Origin of the sequence: Mycoplasma amphoriforme A39, assembly GCA_000723365.1 — a bacterium.
GTDB classification, from domain to species: Bacteria; Bacillota_I; Bacilli_A; order Mycoplasmatales; family Mycoplasmoidaceae; genus Mycoplasmoides; species Mycoplasmoides amphoriforme.
On record HG937516.1, the window covers coordinates 297,475 to 324,368 of the forward strand.

The 26,894-nt window shown below is 30.5% G+C and carries 22 protein-coding genes; 13 read left to right on the plus strand and 9 right to left on the minus strand.

What is annotated here, in order from left to right; translation table 4 throughout:
• Positions 1-13: 13 nt before the first annotated feature.
• The 7 genes from ABDB96_RS01145 to ABDB96_RS01175 all read right to left on the minus strand — a co-directional run bounded on the left by ABDB96_RS01145 (position 14) and on the right by ABDB96_RS01175 (position 11,934).
• Positions 14-2,668: a hypothetical protein gene (locus tag ABDB96_RS01145; protein WP_343251688.1), complete on the minus strand. Its 2,655-nt coding sequence runs from the start codon at positions 2,666-2,668 to the stop codon at positions 14-16.
• Positions 2,669-2,700: 32 nt separating this feature from the next.
• Positions 2,701-4,698, minus strand: a complete 1,998-nt coding sequence (locus tag ABDB96_RS01150; protein WP_343251689.1) for an FtsK/SpoIIIE domain-containing protein — start codon at positions 4,696-4,698, stop codon at positions 2,701-2,703.
• A 52-nt stretch (positions 4,699-4,750) separates the two neighbouring features.
• Positions 4,751-6,442 (minus strand): ribonuclease J, encoded by a 1,692-nt coding sequence (locus tag ABDB96_RS01155; protein ID WP_343251690.1) that lies wholly within the window; start codon positions 6,440-6,442, stop codon positions 4,751-4,753.
• A 119-nt stretch (positions 6,443-6,561) separates the two neighbouring features.
• Positions 6,562-6,831 carry a 30S ribosomal protein S15 gene (gene rpsO, locus ABDB96_RS01160; protein ID WP_343251691.1) on the minus strand — a complete coding sequence of 90 codons (270 nt, stop codon included), beginning with the start codon at positions 6,829-6,831 and terminating at the stop codon, positions 6,562-6,564.
• 158 nt (positions 6,832-6,989) lie between these two features.
• Complete coding sequence (locus tag ABDB96_RS01165) at positions 6,990-7,697, minus strand: YebC/PmpR family DNA-binding transcriptional regulator (protein WP_343251692.1); 708 nt, start codon at positions 7,695-7,697, stop codon at positions 6,990-6,992.
• A 152-nt stretch (positions 7,698-7,849) separates the two neighbouring features.
• Positions 7,850-9,433, minus strand: a complete 1,584-nt coding sequence (locus ABDB96_RS01170; protein WP_343251693.1) for an alpha-amylase family glycosyl hydrolase — start codon at positions 9,431-9,433, stop codon at positions 7,850-7,852.
• A gap of 248 nt (positions 9,434-9,681) precedes the next feature.
• Positions 9,682-11,934, minus strand: a complete 2,253-nt coding sequence (locus tag ABDB96_RS01175; protein ID WP_343251694.1) for an ATP-binding protein — start codon at positions 11,932-11,934, stop codon at positions 9,682-9,684.
• Positions 11,935-13,137: 1,203 nt separating this feature from the next.
• Here ABDB96_RS01175 and ABDB96_RS01180 point away from each other — a divergent pair.
• From ABDB96_RS01180 to ABDB96_RS01215, 8 genes are all read left to right on the plus strand, one after another.
• Positions 13,138-14,166, plus strand: a complete 1,029-nt coding sequence (locus ABDB96_RS01180; RefSeq protein ID WP_343251695.1) for a hypothetical protein — start codon at positions 13,138-13,140, stop codon at positions 14,164-14,166.
• A gap of 104 nt (positions 14,167-14,270) precedes the next feature.
• Positions 14,271-14,951, plus strand: coding sequence for a hypothetical protein (locus ABDB96_RS01185; protein ID WP_343251696.1), 681 nt, complete (start codon positions 14,271-14,273; stop codon positions 14,949-14,951).
• A 687-nt stretch (positions 14,952-15,638) separates the two neighbouring features.
• Positions 15,639-16,169, plus strand: coding sequence for a hypothetical protein (locus ABDB96_RS01190; protein ID WP_343251697.1), 531 nt, complete (start codon positions 15,639-15,641; stop codon positions 16,167-16,169).
• Between the two features lie 220 nt (positions 16,170-16,389).
• Positions 16,390-16,536, plus strand: coding sequence for a 50S ribosomal protein L34 (gene rpmH / locus ABDB96_RS01195; RefSeq protein ID WP_343251698.1), 147 nt, complete (start codon positions 16,390-16,392; stop codon positions 16,534-16,536).
• Between the two features lie 8 nt (positions 16,537-16,544).
• On the plus strand, positions 16,545-16,898 hold the full coding sequence (rnpA, locus tag ABDB96_RS01200) for a ribonuclease P protein component (RefSeq protein WP_343251699.1): 354 nt from the start codon (positions 16,545-16,547) through the stop codon (positions 16,896-16,898).
• Positions 16,899-18,053, plus strand: a complete 1,155-nt coding sequence (yidC, locus tag ABDB96_RS01205) for a membrane protein insertase YidC (RefSeq protein ID WP_343251700.1) — start codon at positions 16,899-16,901, stop codon at positions 18,051-18,053.
• Complete coding sequence (rsmA, locus tag ABDB96_RS01210) at positions 18,043-18,864, plus strand: 16S rRNA (adenine(1518)-N(6)/adenine(1519)-N(6))-dimethyltransferase RsmA (RefSeq protein WP_343251701.1); 822 nt, start codon at positions 18,043-18,045, stop codon at positions 18,862-18,864. Before yidC ends, rsmA begins: the two co-directional genes overlap by 11 nt.
• Positions 18,845-19,198, plus strand: a complete 354-nt coding sequence (locus tag ABDB96_RS01215; protein WP_343251702.1) for a GHMP family kinase ATP-binding protein — start codon at positions 18,845-18,847, stop codon at positions 19,196-19,198. The genes rsmA and ABDB96_RS01215 overlap by 20 nt, the downstream gene beginning before the upstream one ends.
• Before the next feature lie 87 nt (positions 19,199-19,285).
• Here the strand turns inward: ABDB96_RS01215 and ABDB96_RS01220 are convergent, their stop codons facing one another.
• Complete coding sequence (locus tag ABDB96_RS01220) at positions 19,286-19,438, minus strand: hypothetical protein (protein WP_343251703.1); 153 nt, start codon at positions 19,436-19,438, stop codon at positions 19,286-19,288.
• 24 nt (positions 19,439-19,462) lie between these two features.
• Here ABDB96_RS01220 and ABDB96_RS01225 point away from each other — a divergent pair, with 24 nt between their 5' ends.
• From ABDB96_RS01225 to ABDB96_RS01245, 5 genes are all read left to right on the plus strand, one after another.
• On the plus strand, positions 19,463-19,594 hold the full coding sequence (locus ABDB96_RS01225) for a hypothetical protein (protein WP_343251704.1): 132 nt from the start codon (positions 19,463-19,465) through the stop codon (positions 19,592-19,594).
• Complete coding sequence (gltX, locus tag ABDB96_RS01230; protein WP_343251705.1) at positions 19,587-21,047, plus strand: glutamate--tRNA ligase; 1,461 nt, start codon at positions 19,587-19,589, stop codon at positions 21,045-21,047. The genes ABDB96_RS01225 and gltX overlap by 8 nt, the downstream gene beginning before the upstream one ends.
• Positions 21,047-22,405, plus strand: coding sequence for an HD domain-containing protein (locus ABDB96_RS01235; protein ID WP_343251706.1), 1,359 nt, complete (start codon positions 21,047-21,049; stop codon positions 22,403-22,405). The genes gltX and ABDB96_RS01235 overlap by 1 nt, the downstream gene beginning before the upstream one ends.
• Before the next feature lie 211 nt (positions 22,406-22,616).
• Positions 22,617-24,113 carry a serine hydrolase gene (locus ABDB96_RS01240; protein ID WP_343251707.1) on the plus strand — a complete coding sequence of 499 codons (1,497 nt, stop codon included), beginning with the start codon at positions 22,617-22,619 and terminating at the stop codon, positions 24,111-24,113.
• A 2-nt stretch (positions 24,114-24,115) separates the two neighbouring features.
• Complete coding sequence (locus tag ABDB96_RS01245; RefSeq protein ID WP_343251708.1) at positions 24,116-24,424, plus strand: hypothetical protein; 309 nt, start codon at positions 24,116-24,118, stop codon at positions 24,422-24,424.
• Positions 24,425-24,933: 509 nt separating this feature from the next.
• Here the strand turns inward: ABDB96_RS01245 and dnaK are convergent.
• Complete coding sequence (gene dnaK, locus ABDB96_RS01250; protein WP_425528237.1) at positions 24,934-26,715, minus strand: molecular chaperone DnaK; 1,782 nt, start codon at positions 26,713-26,715, stop codon at positions 24,934-24,936.
• Between the last annotated feature and the right edge of the window lie 179 nt (positions 26,716-26,894).

Here is a 26,894-nt window from a genome sequence, read left to right on the forward strand (position 1 = left end):
ATTGATCCTTAAATTAAAATTGTGGCAGTAATCATGATGCTACTTGGCTGTCATCAAAAGATTGTAGAAAAATAATAGCATATCCATAGCGGTTCTGGTTACCAATCAACAAACCTTTCACAAAATTAATCTCGTGTTTACTACTTAATTTTAAACCATCATAAATGATTAGTTTGGGACTTAATAAAAACTGTAAACCTAAATACATTCTTAGAAGATCAGCGTGGCTAAAATTATCAATTGCTGTATACAAGTAAAATTCGTTTAAATTCACTTGACTTAAAGTTAAGGCGATTTGAAATTCGTTAAAATATTTTAGACACTTTCGTTTTTGTATTTTGGTTTTAAAGTGCGTCCAGTGCTGAAATAGTTTAGTAAGTCATAAGCATCTTTTTAAAACATAATTATTAGTTGCAAAAATTCTTCAAATTTCCCCGTCATTAATCGCTTTTTTAAAAATGACCATGTTGTTTTTTTTAGCAACTTTATTAACAATATGTACTTTTTTCAAAAGTTCGTAAGCATTTTTTTTAAAATACGAATGCAATAACCGCATCTTGTCAATGCTAGTATTAAAATTGATTAAATTTAACTTTCGGGACACCAATGATTGCTTTTTTAAATTAGTTAACTTTTCTTTTAACCACTTTTTTTGGCTGGATAATAACGCAACGTGATCATACAAGTATTTTAAATAACGATCACGCGATGATTCATATTGCTGATAAGGATTATATCTTAAATTTGCAAACGTCGATTCGTTAGTTGTAGCGTCTGAAAAATTAGCCTCATCATTTCTAAAAATATTCAAAATAGGGTTATTTTTAACAGCAATTATCGGTTTGTTAAAGTTTTGTTTAATTTTTTTTCTTCATTCTAAGGAAACTTTCGTTTTAATAAACCGTGATTTCGGAAAATCAACCACACCTTTTACCGATAATTCAATATCAGTAATTGCTGAATGGTAACGTTTGTTAATGATATTGATGATTAATTTATAACGTGACACAAAACTAAAATATGGGCATGGTAAAACAAACTTACTACGTTTCTTAAAATCAAGTTGGTTAATGGTTAATAAAATTTCCTTTCACATAAAAATTTTGGTGCACGCCACTGAAAAAACCAAAATGTTTTTCGAAGTCAAAAATAAATTATGAAAATGCTTGATGAAATAGTTCGCATACAAAACCTGGTGTTTGTCAAAAATAGCAATCGCTTTCGACAATGCCGGCGATTTTTGGGAATTTTGTTCAGGAAACGATAAGTTTTCCCAATTATTAAAAATTGCTTTGTTAATATGGTCTTTTTTAAAAAGATCATGAACTGCGATTCTGTTTAGTAAACCTTGCTCAAGCATCGCTAGATGGTAGAGGTGCTTTTGTAATTTATCTAAGTGTTGTTCATAAATTTCTTGCAATAAATTACTAGCTTCCAAACTTCGCTTAAAAATTGATTGGTAAGCCTTTTTTGCAAAAATCGTCGTTAGATCTTTATAAAAAAGGGACAAAGCATCATCTTTTACCAGCGTTTTTTCATGTTTAAAAAAATCTTCCACGCTTAAATAAAAACGATCAATAAGTTCTTTGATTTGTTCAATAGCTTTTTTGCATAAATCAACTGAAAAAAAGTTTAATTTTAAAATTTTTTTAGCAAATTGAATTTGGTCTTTCTGTTTTTTAATGGCAATTTTAATCCGTAATTTTTTTGATTTTTCTAATCAGAAGGGGCTATTAAGATTCCGTCAGTATTGGGTTCGCAAGGTTTTGATTCATGATTTTAAAATGATTTTGCATTCTTTCAAACCATCCTTGTAATGACGCATGTAATCATTTTTTAGTTTTTTAACGCGGTTAATCTCTAGAACCATTTCGTAAGTTCCAATGCCGGCTTTTAAATTATGCTTGGCTAAATTAATTCGTTCATTAATGGTGTAAAAACGCTGGACTAATTTTCCAGAAGCAGAATTTTTTTGGTTATCAAGGGAATGGAAAATGGTTTTTTGACACGTAAAAGATAGATCAATCAAATCACTATCAAAGTCACGATTATTATCAATTAACATCTGTGATTCGCGCATCAATAGTAATAAGTGAGTAGTATTGATTTGCCCAACGTTATAAAACTGCAGCCTTAATTCTTTGTATGCATTATTAATTAAATATAAGCGTTTTTCAAAGTAGGTTTTTAATAATGACAATAACTCATTAGCTAATCGAATCCGGTCGGTATGATGCAAGCTTTTTATTTGCTGAATTTGGTTGAGAATTAACGCTTTTTTGAACGGATTAGTTTTTAAATAAGTTAAGTGCTTTCTAGAAAATCGATTTGGGTTTTTTTTGAAATCTTCCAAATAATGATTGCTAATAATCCGGATTCGTTGTTGGGCAATTTTTACTGACACCGCTCGCGTGTTATTCGCTTTAATTCAATTTTGGCCAAGTTTAATAATCCCACCATAAACTGTGCCTTTTCGCTGCATAACATTTGCCAAAAATTGTCAAACGTGAACCATGTCATTAGATACGATAAAACGATCATATTCATAAAACTCAAGATTCGGAGTTAGATAGGTGATAGAGCGATTGCTAGGTCGGTTAAAAACAACTGGAAAAAGAACAAAATTTAGTTCGATTAAAAGTGAACGTTGCTGTCGATTATCAATCAAAAAACTCTTTACAATCTCATTCATAAATTTGTTTAATAAAAATTTTCATTGCCTTTTTGCAGACTTTCCAAAATTTTATTTAGTTGTGAATTATCAACATAGCATGATAAACCCCTGACTGTATGGTGATTTTTGAGGTTTAACATAATAAAGTCACCTTTGCCATATAATTTAACTAAGTGATTTTTATTTAATAATAACTGGCTTTCTTCACTAGATTCAGCTTTAAATGCATAAATTTGATCATAATTTTTTTTGGATTGCTCATTATAAACTAACTCGTTAATTTGTGATACCGAAAGGATTAAACTAACACTTAAACGTTGGGCATAACCGTGAATCGTGTTTAAAAACTTTAAAACATATTCCTGATCATCCTCTAACATGTCGCCAAAATCATTAATGACAAGAATCAAGGGTTTAATTCGCTCAACAGTTGTTTTTAATTGATTATATTCATTAATTGTCGTTACTTCGTATTCTCTTAATAATTGGGCCCGATATTTTAATTCAAGCAACACTTCTTCAAATAAAGTAAAGGCGTCACCAACAGTATTAGCAACATCAGTCACTAAATGAGGAACGTTAACAAACCGTGACAAGTGACTTGATCTAGTATCAATAATAACTAACATTATTTGTTTCGCACTAAAATTAGTTACTAGCGACAAGACAATTGAAGTTAACATCATTCCCTTGCCAGAACCCAAAATACCTGTTAACAAAACCACAGGATTTTCAGCAAGGTTAACGGTGCAAATTTGATTTTGGTGCGTTTTACCAATTGCGGCAACTAACCTATTAGCTCCGAAAATAGTTTCATTAACTTGTTTAAAACTAATTTGATTGCTATAAGCCACAGGAATTTGAATTTCTAGCGAATTACCTTTTAAATAAACATCTAATTGCTTAACTTTTAAAACGCTTTGCATCTCATTTTTATATGTTGCAAATTCTTTAACAACATTAGGATCACTAAGTTCATAATACATGCTGATCATACTCGGACCACAATGAAAATTTTTCGGAGTGGCATGAATTGATCTAACGATAAAAAAATCGGTTAAATTTTGCATCCCTTCGTGGGCAAACGCTTCATTCTTTTCACGATTATCTATAAAAATATCATCATATTCCAAACCATATACCACATTACTAAAAATGTGATCCTGTAAACTATATGGCGTGGCCACTGGTGCGATTTCGTGAGAAGTGCTAACGTGTTCATGACTTTGTACTAGAGAATGTTCAGAATCCAATGAATAATTAATGTCAGTCATATCGTGATTTTCGAAAATCGGAGTGCTATCATCAGTTTTCATTGTGTACGGGTTAATAAAGTCATGAGTGTTAACCACTTTGCTGGGTTTTGAGTTTTTGACAAAGCCACCAAACCAAACAATCATTCGTTCTTTGAAGGCGATAATTTTTTTTCATTTAAGTTTCAAACCCACAATTAAAACAATAATAATGGTGAGTAAAAAAGTCAATACAAAAAATAATAATATGGGCACTTGGGCATTAATGGCTACTGCTAAAGTTCATCATAAACTGCCATTAATTAAAACATCACGTTGTCACACTAAAGTTCCGTTAACTCATGTTTGCATTCTCCACGAAACAAAAAAGTTATTTAAGTATTCTTGAATATCAATATTGTTTCTATTAGGAAACCAATCTTTAAAGTAATTAACAATCGCAAAAATTAAGGCTAATAAACCAAAAACAATTCAAGAACTATAAATTCACCGTTTAGAAATAAATGATTTTCAGTATGGTTTTTTTAGTAATAAAAAGAAAATGCCAATAACAATTAAATAAAGGTACACAAAATATTTCGCTGTTCCAAATAGGAGTAGGTCAAATAAAACCCCATCGAAAAATTCTCCTAAGTAAGGGATTCGAATCAAAAAAAGAATTGGCAAAATTACCAACAAAATTCCTGAAAAAATACGAACAACTAATTGCTTGGTATTTTTATTATCAGCAACTGTTTTTAAACGCTGTGTTCTTCAATTGTTACTGGTCATGTTGTCTACTGGTAAGAGTTTATTTTACTATCTAAACGAAAAAAATGGATGATTACAAATTAATAATAGTTGGAAGGACGATTGGTTTTTTATTAACGGCTTTCTCAAATAACTTACCGACCCCTTTTTTCAAGCTGTTTTTAAATTCACGCATTTCAAGTGCTGATATTTCTGAAGTTTCAGTTTTCGCCTTGGTTTTTTCTAGGTTTTCAACAATATCATTAATGAAAGTTTTCATCTTCGATTCAACTTCAGCCATTTTTTTCGTATCTTCTGAAACGCCTAAAATTTGGTGTTGAAAATCCTTTAAAAATTTTGTTTTTTTTGCATTATAAAATAAGGCAATGGTAATTACACCATTTTCGGCCATTTGCTCGCGTTCAAATAAAATGCTGGCCCCAACATCTTGAATACCGGCTGAATCAACACACTTTTCTAATAAGTTAATTCTTTTAGGGTTTTTACTTAAAACACCATTTAAGATACTAGCAATGTCACCATCATATAAAATCTTGATTTGTTCACTACTTATTCCCGCATGTTTGGCAACAGTTGTGTATTTAACAAAATCTTTATATAAACCACTAATCGGGATCACGTATTTTGGTTTTAATAAATTTAATAAAAACTTATGGTCCTCATCAGACGCTTGCATTGGCAAGACATCATTGGTTAACTTAAAATAGTTAACATCATGTCTGGCAATATCATCCAATATCTTGGCTTCAACAGCTTCATACCCAGCAACTCTTGGGGTAATAAAAACAAAAGTATCAGTAGCTTTGTAATGAATTTTTTCGTCTTCATTATTTGCAATTTTACTTAACTTCGCATACAACCGATACGGGTTGGAAGTAATGCAGATAATGGCGTTTTCTGATTTATCAATTTCGCCAATTGGTAAGGTAATCAGGTTACGACTATTAAAAATTTTATTCCGAATGGTGGCAACAAAAACGTTGATAAAAGTGTGCGAATAAATAATAAACGGGCGACTTTTTTGCCGTGCTAGTTGCCCAGCTGTTAAAATGGTGTAGGCATTAGAATCGTAACAGGCCACAAAAACACGACCCTTAGCATTACTGACAATTTTTTCCAAAATGCCCTTAGACTTGTGGCTTGGTGATGTGTATCCACAATTTTTACCCACACTACCAATGGCAATAATTAGCAATAAAATGTTAGTTCCTATTTTTACCACTAATTCGTTTAATTGGCTTTCAAAAGCAAAGTTTTTGTCATTGTTGGCGATAAAATCGTCAATGTACACAACGTGCCCATTGTTTGTTTTTAAAGCGAATCCGTAAGATCATGGCATGGACGAAGATACTTTAAAAGGCATGACATCAACATTGCCAATTTTAAAGTACTCTAAAGGATTAAGGGTATGGATTTCAACATCATTACCCCCTAAATTTTGAATTCTTTTTTCAACAATAGTCTGAACAACAACTTTCCCAATGATACTTGTATAAATCGGGATGCTACCTAAGGCTTGAAACAAATAACCTAGTGAACCAACGTTATCGTAAGATGGATAACCAATTAAAATTCCCCGAATGCGCTTCCGGTTTTTAACTAATCAATCAAAATCTGGAATTAATTGTTTTACTCCTAAAAGCGAAGTAGTTGGCACTAATGTTCCCGAATTAAAAATAAATAAATCTTCACCAATTTCTAAAACTGAACAATTTTTGCCCCGCTCATCTTGACCACCAAGTGCAAAAAAATTTACTCTACTCATTTTGACTCCTGCTGATAAATACGAATGATCGTGCAACTAGATCAATGATCAGTTCAACTTGGGATTAATAATATCTTAAAAAATAAAAAAGCGAAACTCGCTTATTTAATACTTAAAAACTAGCGACGTAGTCCTAAACGCTTGATTAAATCACGGTATTGTTCAAGATTGCGTTCTTGTAAGTATGCTAACAAACGTTTTCTTTTGGAAACTTTTTGGTATAAACCACGTTTGGAAATGTAATCCTTTTTGTTATTGATTAAATGTTCAGTAATTTGTTTAATTTCGCTAGTTAATACTGCTACCTGTACAAAAATACTACCAACATCTTGATCATGCATCTTGTATTGATTAATTAAAGCGGATTTTTCAGTTTTAGTTAAAGCCATACTCGCCTCCGTTTATAAAAATACCTATTTAAACTGCTGTATAAAAAATACTTTGTAATATTATACCCAAGAAATAAATAATAAATTAAAACTTTTTTCTAGTAATGCTTAAAAAGCCTCAATAAGTTCTTGTTAATAAAATTAAAAATAGTTAATTTCTAATAAGGATTATTATTGGCAACAACTCACTGGATGTCATCATCATTTTCGCAGCTTTCTAAAAAATGGCTAAAAACTTCTTGCTCTTCAGTTGACAAATCAATTAAAAGTAAAGGATCTAGTTTCAGTTCGCTATGGGTAATTTGAAAACCTGATTTTTCTAAACAGTTTTTAATGTCGTAATACGATTTAGGTGAACAAACAATTTCATAACCATCGCTATCACTGTTTAAATCAATTAATTCATATTCCATTAATAATTCTATCATTTGGTCTTCTTGGTAATTATTTAAATTAGTGTGAATAATCCCGTGCTGCTCAAAATTGATTTTAACGCTATTGGGCTTTGCTAAATTGCCGCGTAATTTACTAATGTATCCATTAAGGTTACTAATAGTCCGATTCGTATTGTCAGTAAGTGCATGAACAATGATCCCAAGGCCGCTAGGGCCATAAATCTCATATTCAACATCAACCATATCAGTGGCATCCTTATTTGAACCATTAATGTTTTTAGCAATTGATTCCCGGGATAAATTAAATTGCAACGCTCGGTCAACTGCTGCTTTTAAACGGGGGTTGGCTTCAAGATTTGGCCCCCCAATTTTGGCAGCAACTTTAATTTCTTTTGCTAATTTTTGCCAGATCTTCGCATTATTTTGTTGTTTTTTATAGGTTTGACTTGCAACTAAATGTTTTCGGGGCATAAATAATTCACCATCCTTTTTTTAAATTTTCAGCCGTTAAATTTAATTTTTTAACAACAAAATCGATTATCGTTTGTATAAAAATTTTAACAGTGAATTATTAGAAAATCAAAATTAATAGCATCACTAATGTTATTTTCACAATATTATACTTAGAGTTGAATAACAACTGTTTGTCATGGTTTTAAAAAATTTGTTAATTTCTCTTCATTAGTATTAATAATTATTTTTTTAAATTTAGGTAACTTTAATTTAACTAAATTATCAGACCAATTAGCAAGAGCCATAATTCTTTGCTTACGGTAAATTCGTTCGTATGCAAAAATATTTGGATGTTTCAAAAATCGAAATTTAGTTTCGCCAAAAAATAAAAGATTTTGTAAATTATTTTTTGTTGTTCTGAAAGCAATTAATTTTTGATACCAATGTCATATCGATTTTTTTTCCTTTATTTGGTTATCAACATTAATCTGCTGATAATTTGGATTAGTTAATAAGGATAAGTGTTTTTTTTGACTAAAACCACCATTTAAATCAGCGTTTCACTGCATCGTTGTTCTCGCATTATCTCTAGAAATTAATTTTGCTGCTTCTAAAAATTTTTCTTTATCCTTAAATAAATCAGAAGTATTAATCGTTTCTAAATCTCTAAAATCAGACAATTTATCAAAAGGGTAATTTGTCATCCCGATTTCTTCTCCGTTAAAAATAAACGGAACGCCCCGTAAAAAATGCATTGTGATGGCTAGTGTTATTGCTGATTGTTTTAAATAAACATGGCTTCCAAAAAAACTAACTTGTCTTGGAAAATCATGATTTGATAAAAATAAAGTTGGCATTCCTTTTTTAAAAGTAATTTTTTGCTGCTTTTGAATGATTTTTTTAAATTTAACTAAATTAAAATCAGATAATTCTCACTTGCTCTTTGTTCAATTGGTGGTCATATGTACAAAGGTAAAAAGCATTGATAACTCGTTTCGGTTTGGATCAGAATATAAGTTAATTTGTTTACAATCACGATTCCAAGATTCGCCAACGGTAACAATATCATTATTAAGTCAAGATTTTTTGGCTCATTCTTGAACATACCGGTGGGTTTTATTCATGTCAATTACCGGATTGTTATTACGATCAATTTTTTTTCCAATTAAATCAATAACGTCAAACCGAAAACCACCAATCCCTTTTTTAATTCAATAATTAGTAATATCGATAAATTCTTTTCTTAATTCTGGATTATTTCAGTTAACATCAATTTGTTGTTCGCCAAAAGTATGTAATAGTCAATGATTATTTTTTAATAAAGAAACTGATTTTGTCCCAAAAACACTAACCGTGTTCGTAGGTTTTTTTTCTAAACTAACATAATAATTTTGAAATTTTTCATCATTGTTTAAAAATTTTTTAAATCACTCGTGTTGGTCTGAAGTGTGGTTAGGTACGATATCTAAAATGACTCTGATTCCCGATTTTTTGCATGTTTTAACAAGATTATCAAAATCTTTTTCTGTCCCATAAATTGCATTAATTTTTCGATAATTACTTACATCATAGCCGTTATCTTTCATGGGTGACTCAAAAATCGGGCACAATCATATGGCATTGATTCCCAAATTTTTAAAATAAGAAATTTTTGTAGTAATTCCATTAAGATCGCCAATTCCATCATTATTACTGTCGTGAAACGTTAGGGGGTAAATCTGGTAAACAACAAGATTTTTAAGATGGTTATTCATATCTAGTTTTTAATTGGTAATAGGGTAAATTTAATAAAAAGACAGATCTGACACGCAAAACAATTTAACATTTACTCTTATGTTTAGTCGTTATAAATTGACACCAGATATTATAAACTAGATTAAAGGCTTAAATAAATTTTGTTAATCACAGTTCACGGTAAAATAATTCGCTAGTACAATGACGATCAGCACTTATCATTTTTAGGTTATTCTCAATCAATTTAATTGTTCTCGTTTTTCGCTAACTAGTCATTGTCTCCTAACAAATCATGGAAAAATTTGTTTTTATCTGAATTTAATGCTCGTCTTCACGCCTTTAAAAAAGCTAAAATCAAATCATTTTTTGCATCTAGTGTTTTTTCGCTATATTCATTTTCGTAAGCCAAAACAAAATGTGCTAAAAATTCAATTAATCTTTTTTTATCAAGTTCAATTTTATTGTTTGAATCAAAATAACTATATATTTCGTTTTTTAAAAATTCATGATCCATACATAAATAAATATTAATTTGTCTTTTACTGTAATCTTTCACAATATCAGCAATAAATTCTTTTTCAGTAACAATTTTAATATGTATATCAAAAGAACTACTTCTAATTTTGGTTTTTTCTTCCGGACCATTTTCATCTAAAATTTCAAATCTTAAAGTGTTAGATTCGATCGGAACAGGTTCATGATCGGGAAAATATTGATAAATTAATTCGTATTGACCAGGTCCAATTGCCGCAGCATTGTAATCATACTTAATCCGCCCATTCATTGCGTTAACATTAATAGGCTCAAAATATTTTCAACCTAAAAACCCTTTAATTTTCGGTAAGGCTTGATTATTTATCTCTTTTTTAGCAGGAGTTGTAAGATATATGGAAAACGCATAATTCTTGTAAAATTTAGACTTTGTTGTGGTAATGCTAATCTTTTCAATAATATTGGAAAAATTTTCACTGTCGTCAAGGCTTATGTGATGACCATCACTACTTATTGACAAAAGTTGATTAATATTCTGATCGGGGAGATAACTATCTTTAAGTTCTTTTTTTAAATCTTCTAAAAATTTCGAATCTATCATTCCTTTCACTGCTTTTTGTTGAAGAATTTCATTGATTTCAAGCAAACTAGACAAATTACTCAATTCTTTAATAATTTGGTTTACAAAACTATTAACTTCTGCAGTGTCTTTGATCCCATCCCGATTAGTAGTAAAAAAATCATATTTTCTGGGACCAAAAACATCTAAATTAATGACTACAAGTAAACGGTGTTCTAAAAAAGATAAACCTTCATTTTTAAGCCTTGTAAAACCTTTATGAACAATAACCTGACCGCTAACTGTAAAAATTATTGGCTTAAATTGTGTGTTAAACGTTCCAAAAGTTTCCCGGCATTTACTATCATTCACCCAGTTATTTTCGTCAACTGGTAAAATGGTATAGTAATCAATTGGACAATCAATATCTCAAAAATTTACTTTGAACGTTCCTGAATACTTTTTTTGCACATATTTCGTTGTTCACAAACGGGACTGAGCACCATAAGCATTACGATTTTGGCTGCCACTTTTATCAATATATTCCCTTCGATTTTCGCGAATATTAATTGGCAAGGCTACATTAAATAATTCAGTATTAACATAATCACCAAACATTCCTGGCTTATTAATATCTTGGCTGAAATATCTTCCTTTTAAATTAATATCAATCATCCTAACTAGTGTGCCAGATTCGGCGTTAATAAATTCTTGCACATCTTTGTGTAACCCTGAAAGATCAATTCCGTTAAAGTCTAAATTTATAATATTACCATTAGTGGTTAGATACATGTAAATAGGTAGTTTATATTTTTTAATTTTTACTTCTTTAATAACGGTATAAAAAAATTCATTATTCTTCTTAGAAATAATAATTGTTGCTGCACTAAAAGGTAAAGATGTCGAACCACCTTGTCCAAAAGCACCAATTAAATAACTCTTATCTTCATTTAACTTATTTCCATTGTGTAAGGATAAGATTGTGTTTGCAAAATCTTTTCCTTCAATACCAGACCCTTTATCAACAATATCAATTGTAGATGAATTTTTTCTACTACCATCATAGATCGCAAGATAAATGACACTATCAGCATCACGAGCGTTATTTCTTAATTTTAAATCATCATTGCTGATGTCAGCACTATGCATAATTTCTTTTTTAGATTTATAAAATTCTGGAAAAGCTTTTTGAATGATGGGTTCATAGGAATGGATATTGTCTAATGCGTGTTTTTCTTTTTGTTTTTCTAATACAGCATCAATTCCGTTTGTGATTCTTTCAATAATTCCCTTTTCACCATTAGTTAGCATTCCTATATTAGAATAATTGGATTCATTATTTCCAACAAATTTTCAATCATTTTGAATTTGCTCAAGAGTTAAATTTTTTTCTGATAAAGTGTAAATAGTTTTCGTTTTAAGAAAATCATTTAAATCTTTAATATTGTAAATTTGAAAAATATTTTTCATTTTGTCATAACTTTCGTTCAGTTTTACAGATACTTGCTAGAACATTAAATGAAGTCTGGCATGTTTAAATAAATTTACATTTAATTATTATCGACAAAATACGCTAAGACTTGGAAAATAGTTAAAAAGATTCAACAAGAAATTACCTAAAAACAATTATCACAAATTTGCAAAGGCGAAAATAGAGATTTGAGACCAATTATTTACATATTTGTAGTACGAATGCATGTGATTTAAGAGTTATAAATCATTAACTTAAAATTTTGATAATGAACTCAAATTAACAACTGGATTTATAAGAACAATATTTGATTTTGCAGAAAAGTAGCCAGGAAATACATGAATTGTTTTAGAAACTTGATTATAGATTTTATTACAGCATCTTAGTAATTCAAGGTCTACTAAAACAATTTAAAAGAAAACAAAAAAGTGATTAATTAAGTGGTCATTCTACTAATCTAAATTAAATAAGAAAGAAACGCCACAAAGGCAAATCTCAAACAGAATAAAATCATAATAAAACTAACTTAAATAATGTAGTAATGGAAACCTAAAAGAAAGAACATTTAGTTAAGTTTAGTAAAAATTTTGAATTCAAAATAACTTCAAGTTTATTTAAAAAACCAAATTACAACGTAAGATTTAATGAACAACGAAACAAGAAAAGAAAAACGATGATTCTAACTTGTGAATGTTTAATGAAATAATTAAACAGTGTCTTATAAATCAATCACGTTAATGAAAAAGTACTGGAAAACTATTTCACCATCCTATTGATAACTGAATAAATAGTCATAAATAAAATGAAATTCGCTTCATGGATTATTGCTCTTTTTACAAGAACTCATATAACATCAAAAAAAATAATTTAACTGGTATTATGCGACCAAACCTAAAACACATTCATCACCAAAAAAATTTGGGAAATATTGAAATAGTCATCGATTTACTTAAAGTTAGGTACCAATTAATTCTGATTTTTCTAAAAATTAAGAATAATATGAAAGCCTAGTTTGCTGTCTTTGGAAGACATAATAGTATAATTAAAACCACTTGTATTGGTGACAAATTTGAAAAATTATCAAAATTTTAATTACTAAAACCAACTGAAATTAATTTTTACCAAGATCCAAATACATTCAAAACGCTAATGTAAGTCATAAAACGACTCGCGATACAAAGTGTTAACGTGTGAGGAGAAAAATGATAAAAAGAAAAAAATCCAAATCCATACTTACTTTAATAAGTATCTCAACTTTTGGTTTGATGCTAGCTAGTTGCTCTAATACAGTTGAAAATTCTTCATCGCCGACTCCAAATAATAACAGTGCGAGTTTAAGTGGCAAAATAATCAACACAGACCAAACTAAAAAACAGCATCGTTTAGAATTTACAAAAGTTGTAAATAAAATTTTTAAAAATAAAAAAATTAAGGCAAGCCGTGCTCATCTTGAAAAAAATTATGTCGCATCTGAATTACAACAAAATATTGATTCGTTATCTAAATATTATGATTACCAATTACCAGCATCAATAACAATTGACAAAACATCAGTGAAGATAAAAACTAATCAAGACTCGATTTTCGTTCAATTTGATGTTAAAAACGAAAACGAATCCGTTCATGTTTCTTTTTTGATTTTAGAGTTTGATAGACAATCGCAATTCGAAAATACTAAAAAATTATTTCCAGATAAGGTTCACAGCAAAGCATACAGTGGCTTATCCATTCAAGATGCATTAAATAAAATCGTTCCAAACGGCGAGTTTGACCAATTGGAATTCAATAAAGCCTATGGCAAAAATGTGGAACTACCACAAGGCGTAAAGTTAACCTATAGTTCATCAGAAATTAATCAATTAAAAACAGCCATCGAATTTAAGTTTGCCTACACATACAAGCAATCAAATATTCAGGGTTACATCATTGTTAAGATTACGGGTTTTCAAATAACTATTGATGAATTAGCACAACAGTACCAAAACCTTAACGCTAATGCAATTACTCTTAATGGCTCAAACATAGCTGCGAAAGAAGTTTTGGCTAACCCCAAACAATATTTTCAAATTAAAATTCCTTTAATTCCAAAAGAACGAAAAGCAGGATTAGCAATTTTAGATAAGGTACAAATAAACGAAAAAGATGATTCCAAAATTGATTATACTTATAATATCAATTTAGCAGATGATTCAACTCAACCGAAAAAAGCAACAAGATTACAATTCCTGTAAGTGGGTTCTATAAATTTGCAGCCCCACCAAAAAAAACAGCAGGAATCACCGATAAGGTTACACTATTAAACCAAGACTTTTATACAGGCCAAGAAATTACGAAAATGAAACAAGTTGATGTTAACCATTTCATTAAACTTAATTGAAGTAATAGCATTGCCTATGACATTAATAACATTTTAAGATTAATGTTTTCTAGGTATTTTGAAGGTGTTGCCCAAACACAAATCCAACTTGCCATTATTAAAGGCTATGAGAATGGCAGTCGTAATTATTGAACTCCTGGTTATTTAATCGCTCACAAATTAAGTTGGATCGGTTGAAAAGGCGACGAAATCACTCCGGGTGATGTTTTAAAGAAAATTAAACCTACTCAAAATGTAACAATTAACACTAATATTGCTAATAATTCATCAACATTTAATTGAAATTGATATTTAAGTGAATTTGATATATCAGGAAGAGACCTCTTAAGCCGATGATTAACAGCAAAGATTGATGGAGCTGGAAACCTAAATTTTACATTGAGTTCAAAAACTGCCATTACTCAAAAAAATAATAAAAAAGTTGTTGCTAAGGTTTGATTAAAAACAAGTTATAGTCAAGTTGTATTACAAGGCGATAATATCTTTACAAGAAAAACAAGAATTTTTTCTAAAGAAATTGAAATTCCAATTGGGGACATTCTTTATTGATATTTTCACCAAACTAATCATTTTTTAGCTCAACATATTGTCACGTCTCTAGCACAAGAATTTTATGATCCTTTAAGTAAAGGTTATTAACAATAATAAATCCTTTTTTATTAATTAATCTCATTCAGGGAAAAACTGTTCACCATAATTGGACTCTAATCTGTAAACTAAAATAAAATTATAAGACGGTCACTTGAGTTTGATGCAGTAAAGTTATTTATCATTAATTGTTTTCTTACATTTTAATTTTTACCAAAACAATTTTACTTTTACAATTTGTACTTATTCACAATTACGTTTTTATTGAATGCAAGTTCATTACATTCAACCTTAGATAATCATTAATCATTTAGATAAAAAATGAATAATCAAGTACTTAAAACTATAATATTTATAACAAAAATATTGGCAGAATTTTACATGTTTTAATTGTTTCATTATGATTAATTTTTATTAAAACAAGCAGCAAAGCATTATTAGTGGTTTTCAAATTGAAGTTCTTGACAATCGTGATCAAGTTTGGTTGTATGGTTGTTATTCTTCTAAGAATTCTTCCTTTTAAATAATCAAGTCAACTAAAATTTAGTAAAGTTACAAAAGTGGCAAAACACAATCCAAAAAATTAACTAATATTTATAAATTTAAAAATATTAAACGATTTTCAATTGTTCATTAATATAGATATATTAAAGTGAAATTTTTCGAATCGCGACAACACTAAATTTACCAATATTGTATAATTTTAAGTAATGTTTAAAAATTTTGAAGGAGGTTCAAGTGAATAATAATTTAAACAATCAAATGCACGATTTACCAAGTGGAAATTCCAATAATCCATACGCTAATGAACATATGGATCCTAGAGCAATGAATGGGCCATATAATCATTACAATTCTCCAAACCCTGGTGATCTCCCTCGTCATAAAATAATAGGCCTTCGAAGAATCGCTATCGCTTACATATCTTTGTGGGTTATTTTAGTTGTTTCAATCATTGCTACTATAATAATTTCTGTAACTTCTGTAGCCGTGCTAGTTTCGCCAAATTCTTTTTCCATTTATTCTTCTGGGATTCTGCTAATTTTTTTTATTGCAGTGACTGTTATTGCTGCAATTTCACAATTTATAACTTTAATTATTTTAGGAGTTCAATCTGCTGAATATGCAATTTATTTTAGAAATGTAAGTTCTTCTGACTCCTGACCAGTTTTAGTATGATTAGGTTTGATTATAAATATTACAACATTGGTTGCAGCATTCATGATTTTGGGTGCTACTAATAGGACATTAATAAATCGAAAAAGTTAGCTTCTTTTAAACATCATTTTCAATAATTTATATACACATCAGTATGAAAAATTGCGAACACTTTTTATAAACAATGTTGTTTGTTAAATAAATTTGATTTATCAAAATTTATATAATAACAGTAACCAAAAGTTTTATCTTTAGTTAATTTTCAAGTATAATAAGGCAATCAATATGCATGTTGCTAAAATCTATAAAAATAGAAAGTTTTTCGATAATTATGAAACGAACTTACCAGCCTAATAAAAATAAACGTGCTAAAACCCATGGTTTTCGTGAACGCATGGCTAGTGCCTCAGGTCGCACTGTTCTAAAAGCAAGAAGACGTAAAGGTCGAGCTCGTTTAACTGTATCCGACGAAAAATAGTACCTTCTTTGAAAAAAAAATTTCGATTAACAGAACGTAAAGTTTTTGCCAGTATTACGAAAAGCAAAAAAAAGGTATTTTCGCAAAAATACTTAATCCATTTTCAAGAAAACAGTTTGCCGCACATTCGGATCGCAATTATTACAAATAAAGTTAATTTTAAATCTGCTGTTGTGCGTAATAAAATTAAACGTCAAGTTCGTACTTTTTTTGATTGTATACAAAATAAAAATCATTCTCTTGATTTATTATTAATTATCAATACAGCTTTTTTGACCGGTCAATACGATGCGAATAAAAAAGATTTTTTAAATTTAATAAACAAAGTGATTAATTTTAACAAATTTAAAAAAGGAAATTAAATGTCTAAATATTGAGCAAGTGAAATAAAATCAAAAACATTTAACCCTTTTTGATCGGCTAGTGTTGTTAACGAAAACAAGTACAAAGAGCCGTTAAAAAAAGCAAGTTTAGTTCTTTATAAATTTCTTAAAATTGCCATTTTTCTTTTTCTAACAGTGGTTGGGTTGTGAGGATGTACCCAGCAGTTTGCTGAGTCATGAGTGGGAACATCGCCGCGCCTTGGATCAGGTTTAGAAATCGGTTATAACTATGGTACAACTGGTGATTACCGTTATGACTTACAATCAAGTGGCAATACCCCATATTTTTCATTTTCTGATTTTTCATTAGCTTATGGTCCATTCTATGCATGGTTTGTTTGACCAGCTTCACAAATTGTTTTACCGTTGATGTATGCAACCCGCACGCCACTTAATTCTAATTCAACCGAGTTAGGATTTAACACACTTTTATCCATTTTTATTCTGTTATTAATTATCCGAATCATCACCATGTCAATCACTTTAAATTCGACGTTGGCTACTGAAAGGATGACAGAAATTCAGGGCAAAGTTGCTGAAATTAACGCTAAGTACAAAAATCGTAAGGATCCGCAATCAAAACGAAACAAACAATTAGAAACGATGCGACTGTACAAAAAACACAAAATTAAGTCTTCGGCGATCTTTGTGCAAATGTTTGTAACCTTACCAATTTTTTTAATTGTTTTTCGGATTGTATCGGCCCTGCGACCAATTAAAGCAACAGTTCTATTTACCATTTGGGATTTATCAAAAACCCCAACATCCGAATTATTTAGTAACTTTACTAATAATGGCTATCTATATATTTTCTTTTTATTGCTTGTGATTCCCATCCAATTTGTTTCCCAAAAATTGCCACAATATTGGGCTCAAAAACGAAACCGTAACGCTCGGGCACAATCTTTAAAAGGTGCTGAACAAATTAAAAAAACGAAACGAATTCAATTAATTTTTTCGGTTGTTATTGCCTTTATTACCGCTTTTTCTGCAGCTGGGGTTGGTTTGTATTGGTTCTTAAATTCAATCTTTACTATTTTGCAATCCTATCTTACTCACGTAATTATCCTTAAACGTCGCGAAAAAATTAAAGGTTTGTCCAAATTAGATAAAATCTTAAATCGTGACGCTTAAAAAATCAATAATTAGTTATTTAAAAAAAAACAATTTTCACCCTTCTAAAAAAATGGGTCAAAATTTTTTGTTTGATGAAAAGATCATTAACAAAATTGTGAACATTATTAAAGATAATGCTGATGGACATAATATTTTAGAAATTGGTCCAGGACTAGGATCAATTTCAAAAGAAATCGTCACGTTTGCTGATAATTATCTAGCAATTGAATTAGATAAAAGAATGTCTGATTATTTAATCAAAGAAGGTGTTTTTAAACCAAGTCATTTAATTAATGCAGACGCTTTAAAAATCGACTGAAAGTGCTTGTTTAAAAACTCTTTACCCGTATTAATGGTTGGCAACTTACCTTATTCAATATCAACTTTATTGATTGGTAAATTTATTAAATCGAACAAAATTAATAAAGCCATAATCATGGTTCAAAAAGAAATGGCCGATCGGGTTTGTGCACTAGTTAATTCTTGTAACTATAATGGGTTTAGTGTTTTTTTACAATCTAATCTAATTGTGAAAAAAGAATTTTTAATTAATGCTAGTGTCTTCTTGCCACAACCCAAAGTTCAATCGGCATTAATAAAACTTATTAAAAAACCGTTAGCAAATGATGCTGATTCTAACCAGTATCAAAATTTCTTAAAAATGTGTTTTTTACAACGCCGCAAAACCTTATTGAATAATTTAAAAAATTATTTTAACGCGGAAAAAATTGACAAAGTTTTTCAGCAACTTGCAATTCCTTTAATGATCCGTCCCCAAGAATTGTCACCAAAACTATTTCACGATTTGTATGAAGCCATTAATAACTAAATTCTTTTCATACCCTAAAGTTAATTTATTTTTAAAAATTACTAATTTTAATGATGATGCACAAAAACATAACATTAATAGTGTTTTTTTGTTATCGAAACAATTTCATGATGTCATCAAAATTATTCTTAATTCAAGTCAGCCAGGGATCTTTTATTACAACTTTAAAAACCCTGTTTTTGTAAAAAAAGATCTGGTTGATCAGATACTTTTTTTTCTGAATGAAAATTACCATAAAAATACAAAAAATTTAAGAATTGAAATTATCAAAAACATCCCTATTGGCAGTGGCCTAGGTGGTGGGTCGTCAAATGCTGCAGTCATTGTAAAGTAATATTACCAACACTTTAAAATTGCCAAAAAGGATCAACTTAATTTTTACCAGATTGCTAAATTCATTGGCTCTGATATTCCCTTTTTTTTATCTAGTTATGATATTGCCATGGTGAAAGGGATTGGCGACATCATCACTCCGATAAATTGGACAAAAACTAACCATAATATTATAATTAACAATGTTTGCTGCGAAACTAATAAAGTGTTCGCTAGATATAAAAACAATCCCAAGTTTCATAATCTCAATGTTTGGAATGATTTAATGTATCCAGCATTTGAAATATATCCTGAATTAAAACTGATTTACGATAAATTAGTAGTTAACAATAAAAAAATTATTTTGTCAGGTTCAGGCAGTAGTTTTGTTGATTTTAAAGGATTAGAATATGAGTAAAGTTAGAACGCGATATGCACCATCTCCAACGGGGTATTTTCATATTGGTGGGGCTCGAACCGCACTTTTTAATTATTTATACGCGAAGCATTACAATGGTGAATTTATTGTTCGGATCGAAGATACTGACATCGAAAGAAATGTTGAAAAAGGGGCCGAATCACAACTAGAAAATTTAAAGTGGCTGAATATCTTCCCTGATGAATCAATTTTAAACCCGACTGAAAATGGTCCTTATAAACAAAGTGAAAAAATCCCGGTATATAAAAAACTAGCATTCAAATTATTAGAAGAAGGCAAAGCGTACCGTTGTTTTTGCACAGTTGAAGAACTAGAAAGGGCACGCCAGACGGCTTTGCTTCGTGGTGAAACACCAAAATACGGGCGAACTTGTTTATTTTTGAGTGCTCAAGAAATCCAAGACAAAATTAATGCGAATATTCCGTTTGCAATTCGGTTAAGATTGCCTGATAAGACCAATTATGAATGGTATGATTTAATTCGCAAAAATGTTAGTGTTCCTTCTTCGGCAATGACTGACCCGGTGATCTTAAAATCCAATAACATTGCCATGTATAATTTTGCATGCGTAGTTGATGATCATGATATGAAAATTACCCACATCCTTCGTGGCGAAGAGCACCTTTCTAATACCCCATACCAGATGGCTATTAAAAAAGCACTAAATTTTCAAGACCAATTCGTTTATGCTCATCTACCAATCATTGTTGATGAATCGGGAAAAAAATTATCCAAAAGAAATTTGGTTATCGAACAATTTATTGAGAAATTCCGGACTAAGGGTTATCTGCCTGAAGTAATGGTTAACTTTATGGCCTTATTGGGATGAACTGATGAACAAAACCAGGATATCTTATCAATCAATGATTTAATTAAAAAATTTACCATTGAACGGGTTAATTCAGCTCCTGCTTATTTTGATATAAAAAAGTTAAATTGATTATCCAATACGTATTTTAAAAAAATGAACGATAGCTCTTATCTATCATTTGTTGATTCCTTTTTTGAAGTCACTAACTCGCTTTTAGTTTCGAAGAAAAAGGAATTAGCCTTATTGTTTAAACCACAATTACAATATGCACAAGAATTAACAAAATTAATTACTGACAATTTTCTCGTGAAACTGTCATGAAATGCTTTAAACAAAGAAGATCAAAATTTCATTAAAAACAGCCCGGCCAACAAGATCGTTTTAAACCGTTTTGTTAATAATTTAAAAAGAATAAAACAGTGGAATGAAAACGAAATCAAACAGGTCATTATTACCCTTGGAACCGAATTAAACATTAAAGGGAAGAGTCTGTTTATGCCAATACGGCTAGCTGTTTCTAACCGCAGTCATGGTCCAGAATTAAACAAAATTATTGCCATGTATCCCCAAGAAAAAATTTGCCAAGTTTTAGAAGAATTTATTCAAAACGCAGGGTTGTAATGAATTTATCAACAAGCAATAAATACCGCATATTACAAAGTGACTCGAATGCAAAAACACAGTTTCTAAAAGATCCCATTCATAACGAAATTGTATTTGAAATTGACCATAAATGAATTTATGAAATCTTAGAAACGACCGAATTTAAACGGCTGCAAAAAATTAAACAACTTGGGTTATCACCACGATTTTTCCCGGGTGCTACCCATACGCGTGCTTCCCATTGTTTAGGCGTGTATGAAATTATGCGTCGCATTTTAAAAAATCCTAGCTTTTCTAAAATCACAAACGAACAAGTAAACGTGTTATTGTGCGGGGCTCTTTTACATGATATTGGTCATGGTCCGCATTCCCATGCGTTTGAAGAGTATTTTTATTCTGACTTTTGTATCAATTATCAAAAGGGTTTTGTGCATGAAGAAATGTCCGCAAAACTAATTACTAACCCAAAGGGTGAAATTTATCCAATTTTAAAAAAACATCACGTGAATCCGCAAGATGTGGCCGACTTAATTACTGCAAATGAAAATAATAAAAATTTAACTCACTGAATGATTCAATTATTATCATCGCAACTCGATGTTGACCGCATTGATTACTTGCTACGCGACTCTTATTATTCAGGTGCTAGTTATGGTCAAATCGATGCTAATGTTTTATTACATTGGATCTACTTTATTCCTAAGCAAAACTGTGTTGCTTTTTCTAGAAAAGCAATCCCAACGATTGAAAATTTTTTAGTTGGGCGATTTCACATGTACCAAACTGTTTATTTAAATGATAAAACCGTTCTGGCTAGTGCCGTGTTATGGCTGGCATTTAAAAGAATTAAATATTTGGCTGAATACAAAAAGTTTTCCTGCACGGCTTTTGATTATATTAGTGATGTACTAAATGTTTTATTTAATAATCAGGGTGTAAACAGCATTAATATTAACAACTATTTACAAATGGGTGATCATTCTTTTGAAACGTTTTTAGCCCATATTTATGAAGCAACACAAGATCAAGATTTAAAAAATATCTTAAATTCATTTTATATCAAAAATGAATACAAAATTATTTTTTATGAGAGTAAAAAAAGACGTGACGAAATCTGGGATAGATTATCAAAACAAAAGAATAATTTAACATATTTAGCTACCAAGTATGATTGACAACCAATTAGTTTTTATGAAAAAAACGAACAAAAGTCGATTATGATTTGTGACGAATCTGGCGAAAAAGCCATTCCGATTGAAAATGAAAGTGCTTTAATTGCTAATGGAAATAAAATTTTTGAGAAACACCTAAAATTTCAGCACGGAATCCTACTACATTCAGACTTATTTAAAAGTTTTCCTTTTTTAAAAAATTAAAGGTAATTCTTTAATAATATTAACGCTGGATCGAATATCGTTTTCTAAAAGACTAAAATCAACAAATTACCAAAAATTTGCTAATTTACTTTAATAACTAAAACCATTATTTTTTAAGTACATTTTTTCTTTTAAAACAAATTGTACTTATATAATTATGTGGTAATATGATAGTAAATTTTGATTATTAATAAGGAAAGAAAAAAGCAAAATGAAAAATAACGTTCGTGGCAGTTATGACATCAATTTTAATGGTGCTCATGTTGATAAATTAGTCGCCAAATTTATGGAAGAAAATGAAGTCGAAGGATTAGCACTTTCAATTGTTCAAGCCCCTTACATTACCCGTGTAGCAAATTATGGGGTGGCTTCTTTAGGTTTGGGCGGAGAAAAACTAGTTAGTGGGAGCACTATTTTTCCAATTGGCAAAATTTCCCAGGGATACATGGCGATTGCTGTAATGCAAGCATACGAAGAGGGGTTGTTAGATTTAGAAGATTCAATTACCAAATTTTTTAGGGGTGCTGACCAAATTTTTAATACGATTACTGTAAGAAACTTGTTACAACATACTAGTGGATTAATTGACTTTACAAAACTAATTAATTACGATCCGCAAAAAGTTTATGAAAAAATTGATGTTTTAAAAATGATTTTAGGGCATCAACCAATGTATCCTGTTAATACTAAAGTTACTAGAAACCCATCGAACTTTTATTTGTTAGCGTTGATTTTAGATTATGTGACAAAAATGGCTTACGAAGACTATGTGACTAAAAACCAATTTGAACGCTTAAAATTAAAAAACACTTTTTTTGCTAAAAACAAATCGAAAAAAGAAATTCAAGAAGATGTTAATAGCATTCAAAATCATGAAAAATTTAAACACGATGCCACATTTATTGATGGTTTTGAATTTGCAACAAGTCAAGATAATCAATCCTATTTAGACTTAAATTTGCGCGGTTATAGTGATGTTTATTCCACAGCATACGAAGTTAGTTTTTGGGATATCGCTCTAGCTGGCACAATTTTAATTAAAGAAGAGCAAAATCGCAAATTTATTTATAATGGTTTTGAGTTAAACGGACAAACATACAACGCTTCATGCGGATGACAATTTACTAATTCTAAAGGTTTTATGGATATTTATGATAATGCTAGTGGTTTTACAACCTACTTATCAAGATTTACAGCACGCGAAGATTTAATTTGTGTAACCATTTTAGCCACTAAAGGCAACTTACATGCTAACGAACTAGCACGGCAAATTGCTGCTTGTTATAAAACAGACGTAATGATTGATGCAAATCAAGATTTGTTTACAACTATTGAATCACACTTAAATGCCCCTCAAACTTATGAAAAACTTCGTAAATTGATTCTGTCTAAAAAGAATACAATTTTTGCAGAAATCGATCATCAAAAAAATGCATTATCAGCGAACATGGATCTAAATTATAGTAAAACGGTCGTTTTTGGTAATCCTGTTGCTGGAACCCACTTAATGCAAGTCAAACCATGAATGGCCACAATGTTGCCCCTATCAATTAGTGTTTATGAAGATCAAAATAAACGTGTTTGAATTTCGGCAGAAAATATTGCAGAATTTACTGTTCGCTTTAATTTGAGCGAAAAACAAGAAGTTTTAAAGAACATTAAATCAAGCGTTGTTGAAATCATTAACAATGCTGCAAGTGTTTATTAATAATGTCTAGTTCAAGGAAATTAAAACCTCATCAACAACAAGAACTAACTAATTCGTCAAGAGCAAGTTTAGACAAAAAAAACATCGAAAAGTTTGATGTAATTGATCAAATATACCAATACCAAAGTGAGTCTAAACTAAACCGGCTACCACGATGATTACGAATTATAATTGTAGTTTTTTTGATAGTTTTAGTAATTGGCGTAATTGTTGGGGGAACTTTTGCAATCATGAAAGTGAATGATAAAAACCGTGAAAACCAAAAGTTGATTCAAAATAGTTTAGTAATTAATTCCAAACCAATTAATTAAACATTTGATATTTGCATGTATAGAAAAAATCAAAGAAAGTAACCTAAATTTAGGTGCTTTTTATTTTTAATCAAAGGGTTTTTTAATTAAACACTCAATATAAATAATGCTATAAAAACAGAATATCTTTGTAAATTAAGGTTTATTGCAGATAAAATAAGCATCCGTTAATTTTTTATTTAAAAATAATAAGCAGAGATGAGTCCTGTAATGTAACCATTATTTCTTGCAATTAAAACCTAAAAAAATCTCTTAAATTAAACCCTAAATTATAGCAAATGGTTTTTATTAGCATGAAAATTAATCAGTACTACTCAGTAATTAATAAAAAACCATTTAAATTTTAAAGATAATCTAAAAAAATAACACTCCGAAGTGTAAGAGTGTTACGGTAAATGAACAATAACATGGTTACATAAACTTTTTAAATTTGTGAAAAATTTGAAAAAAAATAAAAAATCTAGGCCTAAACCTAGAAATTTTTAAATTGATATTGCTAAGTAAGCCAATTATTTTTTGTCAGCACCGCCAGCTTGGGCACCGGCATATTTTTTAGTCATGTCGTCCCGTCACTTCTTAAATCCTTCAATTTGTTTTTTTAATTCATCCCAATTTTCAGATTTAAGAGCACCGTTAATGCCATCGGTAATTTTTTGTAAGTTTTCCCGTTCTTCTTTCGGCAACTGTTCGGCTTCTTTGGATGCTAAAATTTCGCTAATTGTATTGACGATACCTTCGCCTTCGTAACGCATTTCAATTCGCTCTTTAATAATTGCATCACGTTCTTTGTTTTCTTCCGCTTCTTTTTTCATGCGTTCGATTTCAGCATCTGATAAATCACTACTATTTGTAATGGTAATGCTATTTTCTTTACCTGTTGTTAAGTCTTTAGCTTTAACGTTTAGAATACCATTGGCATCAATGTTAAAGGTGATTTCAATTTGGGGCTTACCGCGTGGGGCTGGCTGAATGCCACCTAAACTAAATGTTCCTAACGACTTGTTCTCACGAGCCATCGGTCTTTCCCCTTGGCAAATGGAAACATCAACACTTTCTTGATTATCTTGGGCGGTGGAAAAGATTTGGCTTTTACTTACCGGAATGGTAGTGTTTCGCTTAATTAATGCTGTTGCAACTCCACCCAATGTTTCAATCGCTAAGGTTAATGGGGTCACATCAAGTAATAAAATGTCTTTAACATCACCACGCAACACCCCACCTTGGACAGCAGCACCGATCGCTACAACTTCATCGGGATTAATGGAGCGGTTTGGTTTTTTATTAGGAATCATGCCTTCTACAAGTTTTTGAACAGCTGGCATTCTTGTTGAACCACCAACTAGTAAAATTTCATCAACTTCTTCCGCTTTAATTTTTGATTCTTTTAAAACGTCGCTAATTGGGGTGCGGGTTCTTTCAAGTAAATTTTTGGTTAATTCTTCGAATTTGGTTCGGGTCAATTTGTATTCAGCATTAACTGGTCCGCTAGCAGTTACGGCAATAAATGGTAACGAAATAGTTGTTTCAAACTGAGCTGATAACTCAATTTTAGCCCGTTCTGCGGCTTCTTTTAAACGTTGCATCGCGATTTTTTCTTCACGAATTTTCACCGTTGGATTTTCTTTTTGAATGTTATCAACAATTCAATCAATGATCCGGTTGTCCCAGTCATCACCACCCAACCGGTTATCACCTGCTGTTGCTAAAACTTCAAAAGTGCCATCAGCAATATCTAATAATGAAACGTCAAATGTTCCGCCCCCAAGGTCGTAAACTAAAACTTTCATTTCCCGACCTGATTTATCAATACCATAAGCTAATGCGGCAGCTGTTGGTTCGTTAATAATTCGTTCCACATTAAGCCCAGCAATTTTACCAGCTGTTTTGGTCGCTTGCCGTTCGGCGTCGTTAAAATAAGCTGGAACCGTAATTACCGCTCGGGTAATTTTTTTACCAGTCTTTTTTTCGGCATAATCTTTTAAGTAACTTAAAATCTGTGCAGATACTTCTTCGGGTGATAATTCCTTATCAACCCCGTTTTCATTAATGGTAACTTTTTTGTTAGTTCCCATTAAACGCTTAATGGAGGAGATGGTGTTAACGTTGGTTAGCATTTGGCGTTTAGCAGCATCACCAACAACGATTTCTCCATTACGGTACGAAACGATTGAAGGGGTCGTTCTTTTTCCTTCGGGGTTTTCTAAAACAACTTTTTGGCTGCCTTCCATGACTGCTACGCACGAGTTTGTTGTCCCTAAGTCAATTCCAATAATAATTCCTGAATCGGCCATAATCACATTGATTCCTTTCACCAATACTTTTTGTAAATTGTTCAAACCATTGAAAATTTTACGTCATCAATTATACACAATATTTTCAAAAAATTAGCACTCAATATGAAAAAGTGCTAACTTTACTGAAAGTTTGTGCCTGGTTTATCCATTGAAAATTAATCCAAGATACGCTTATA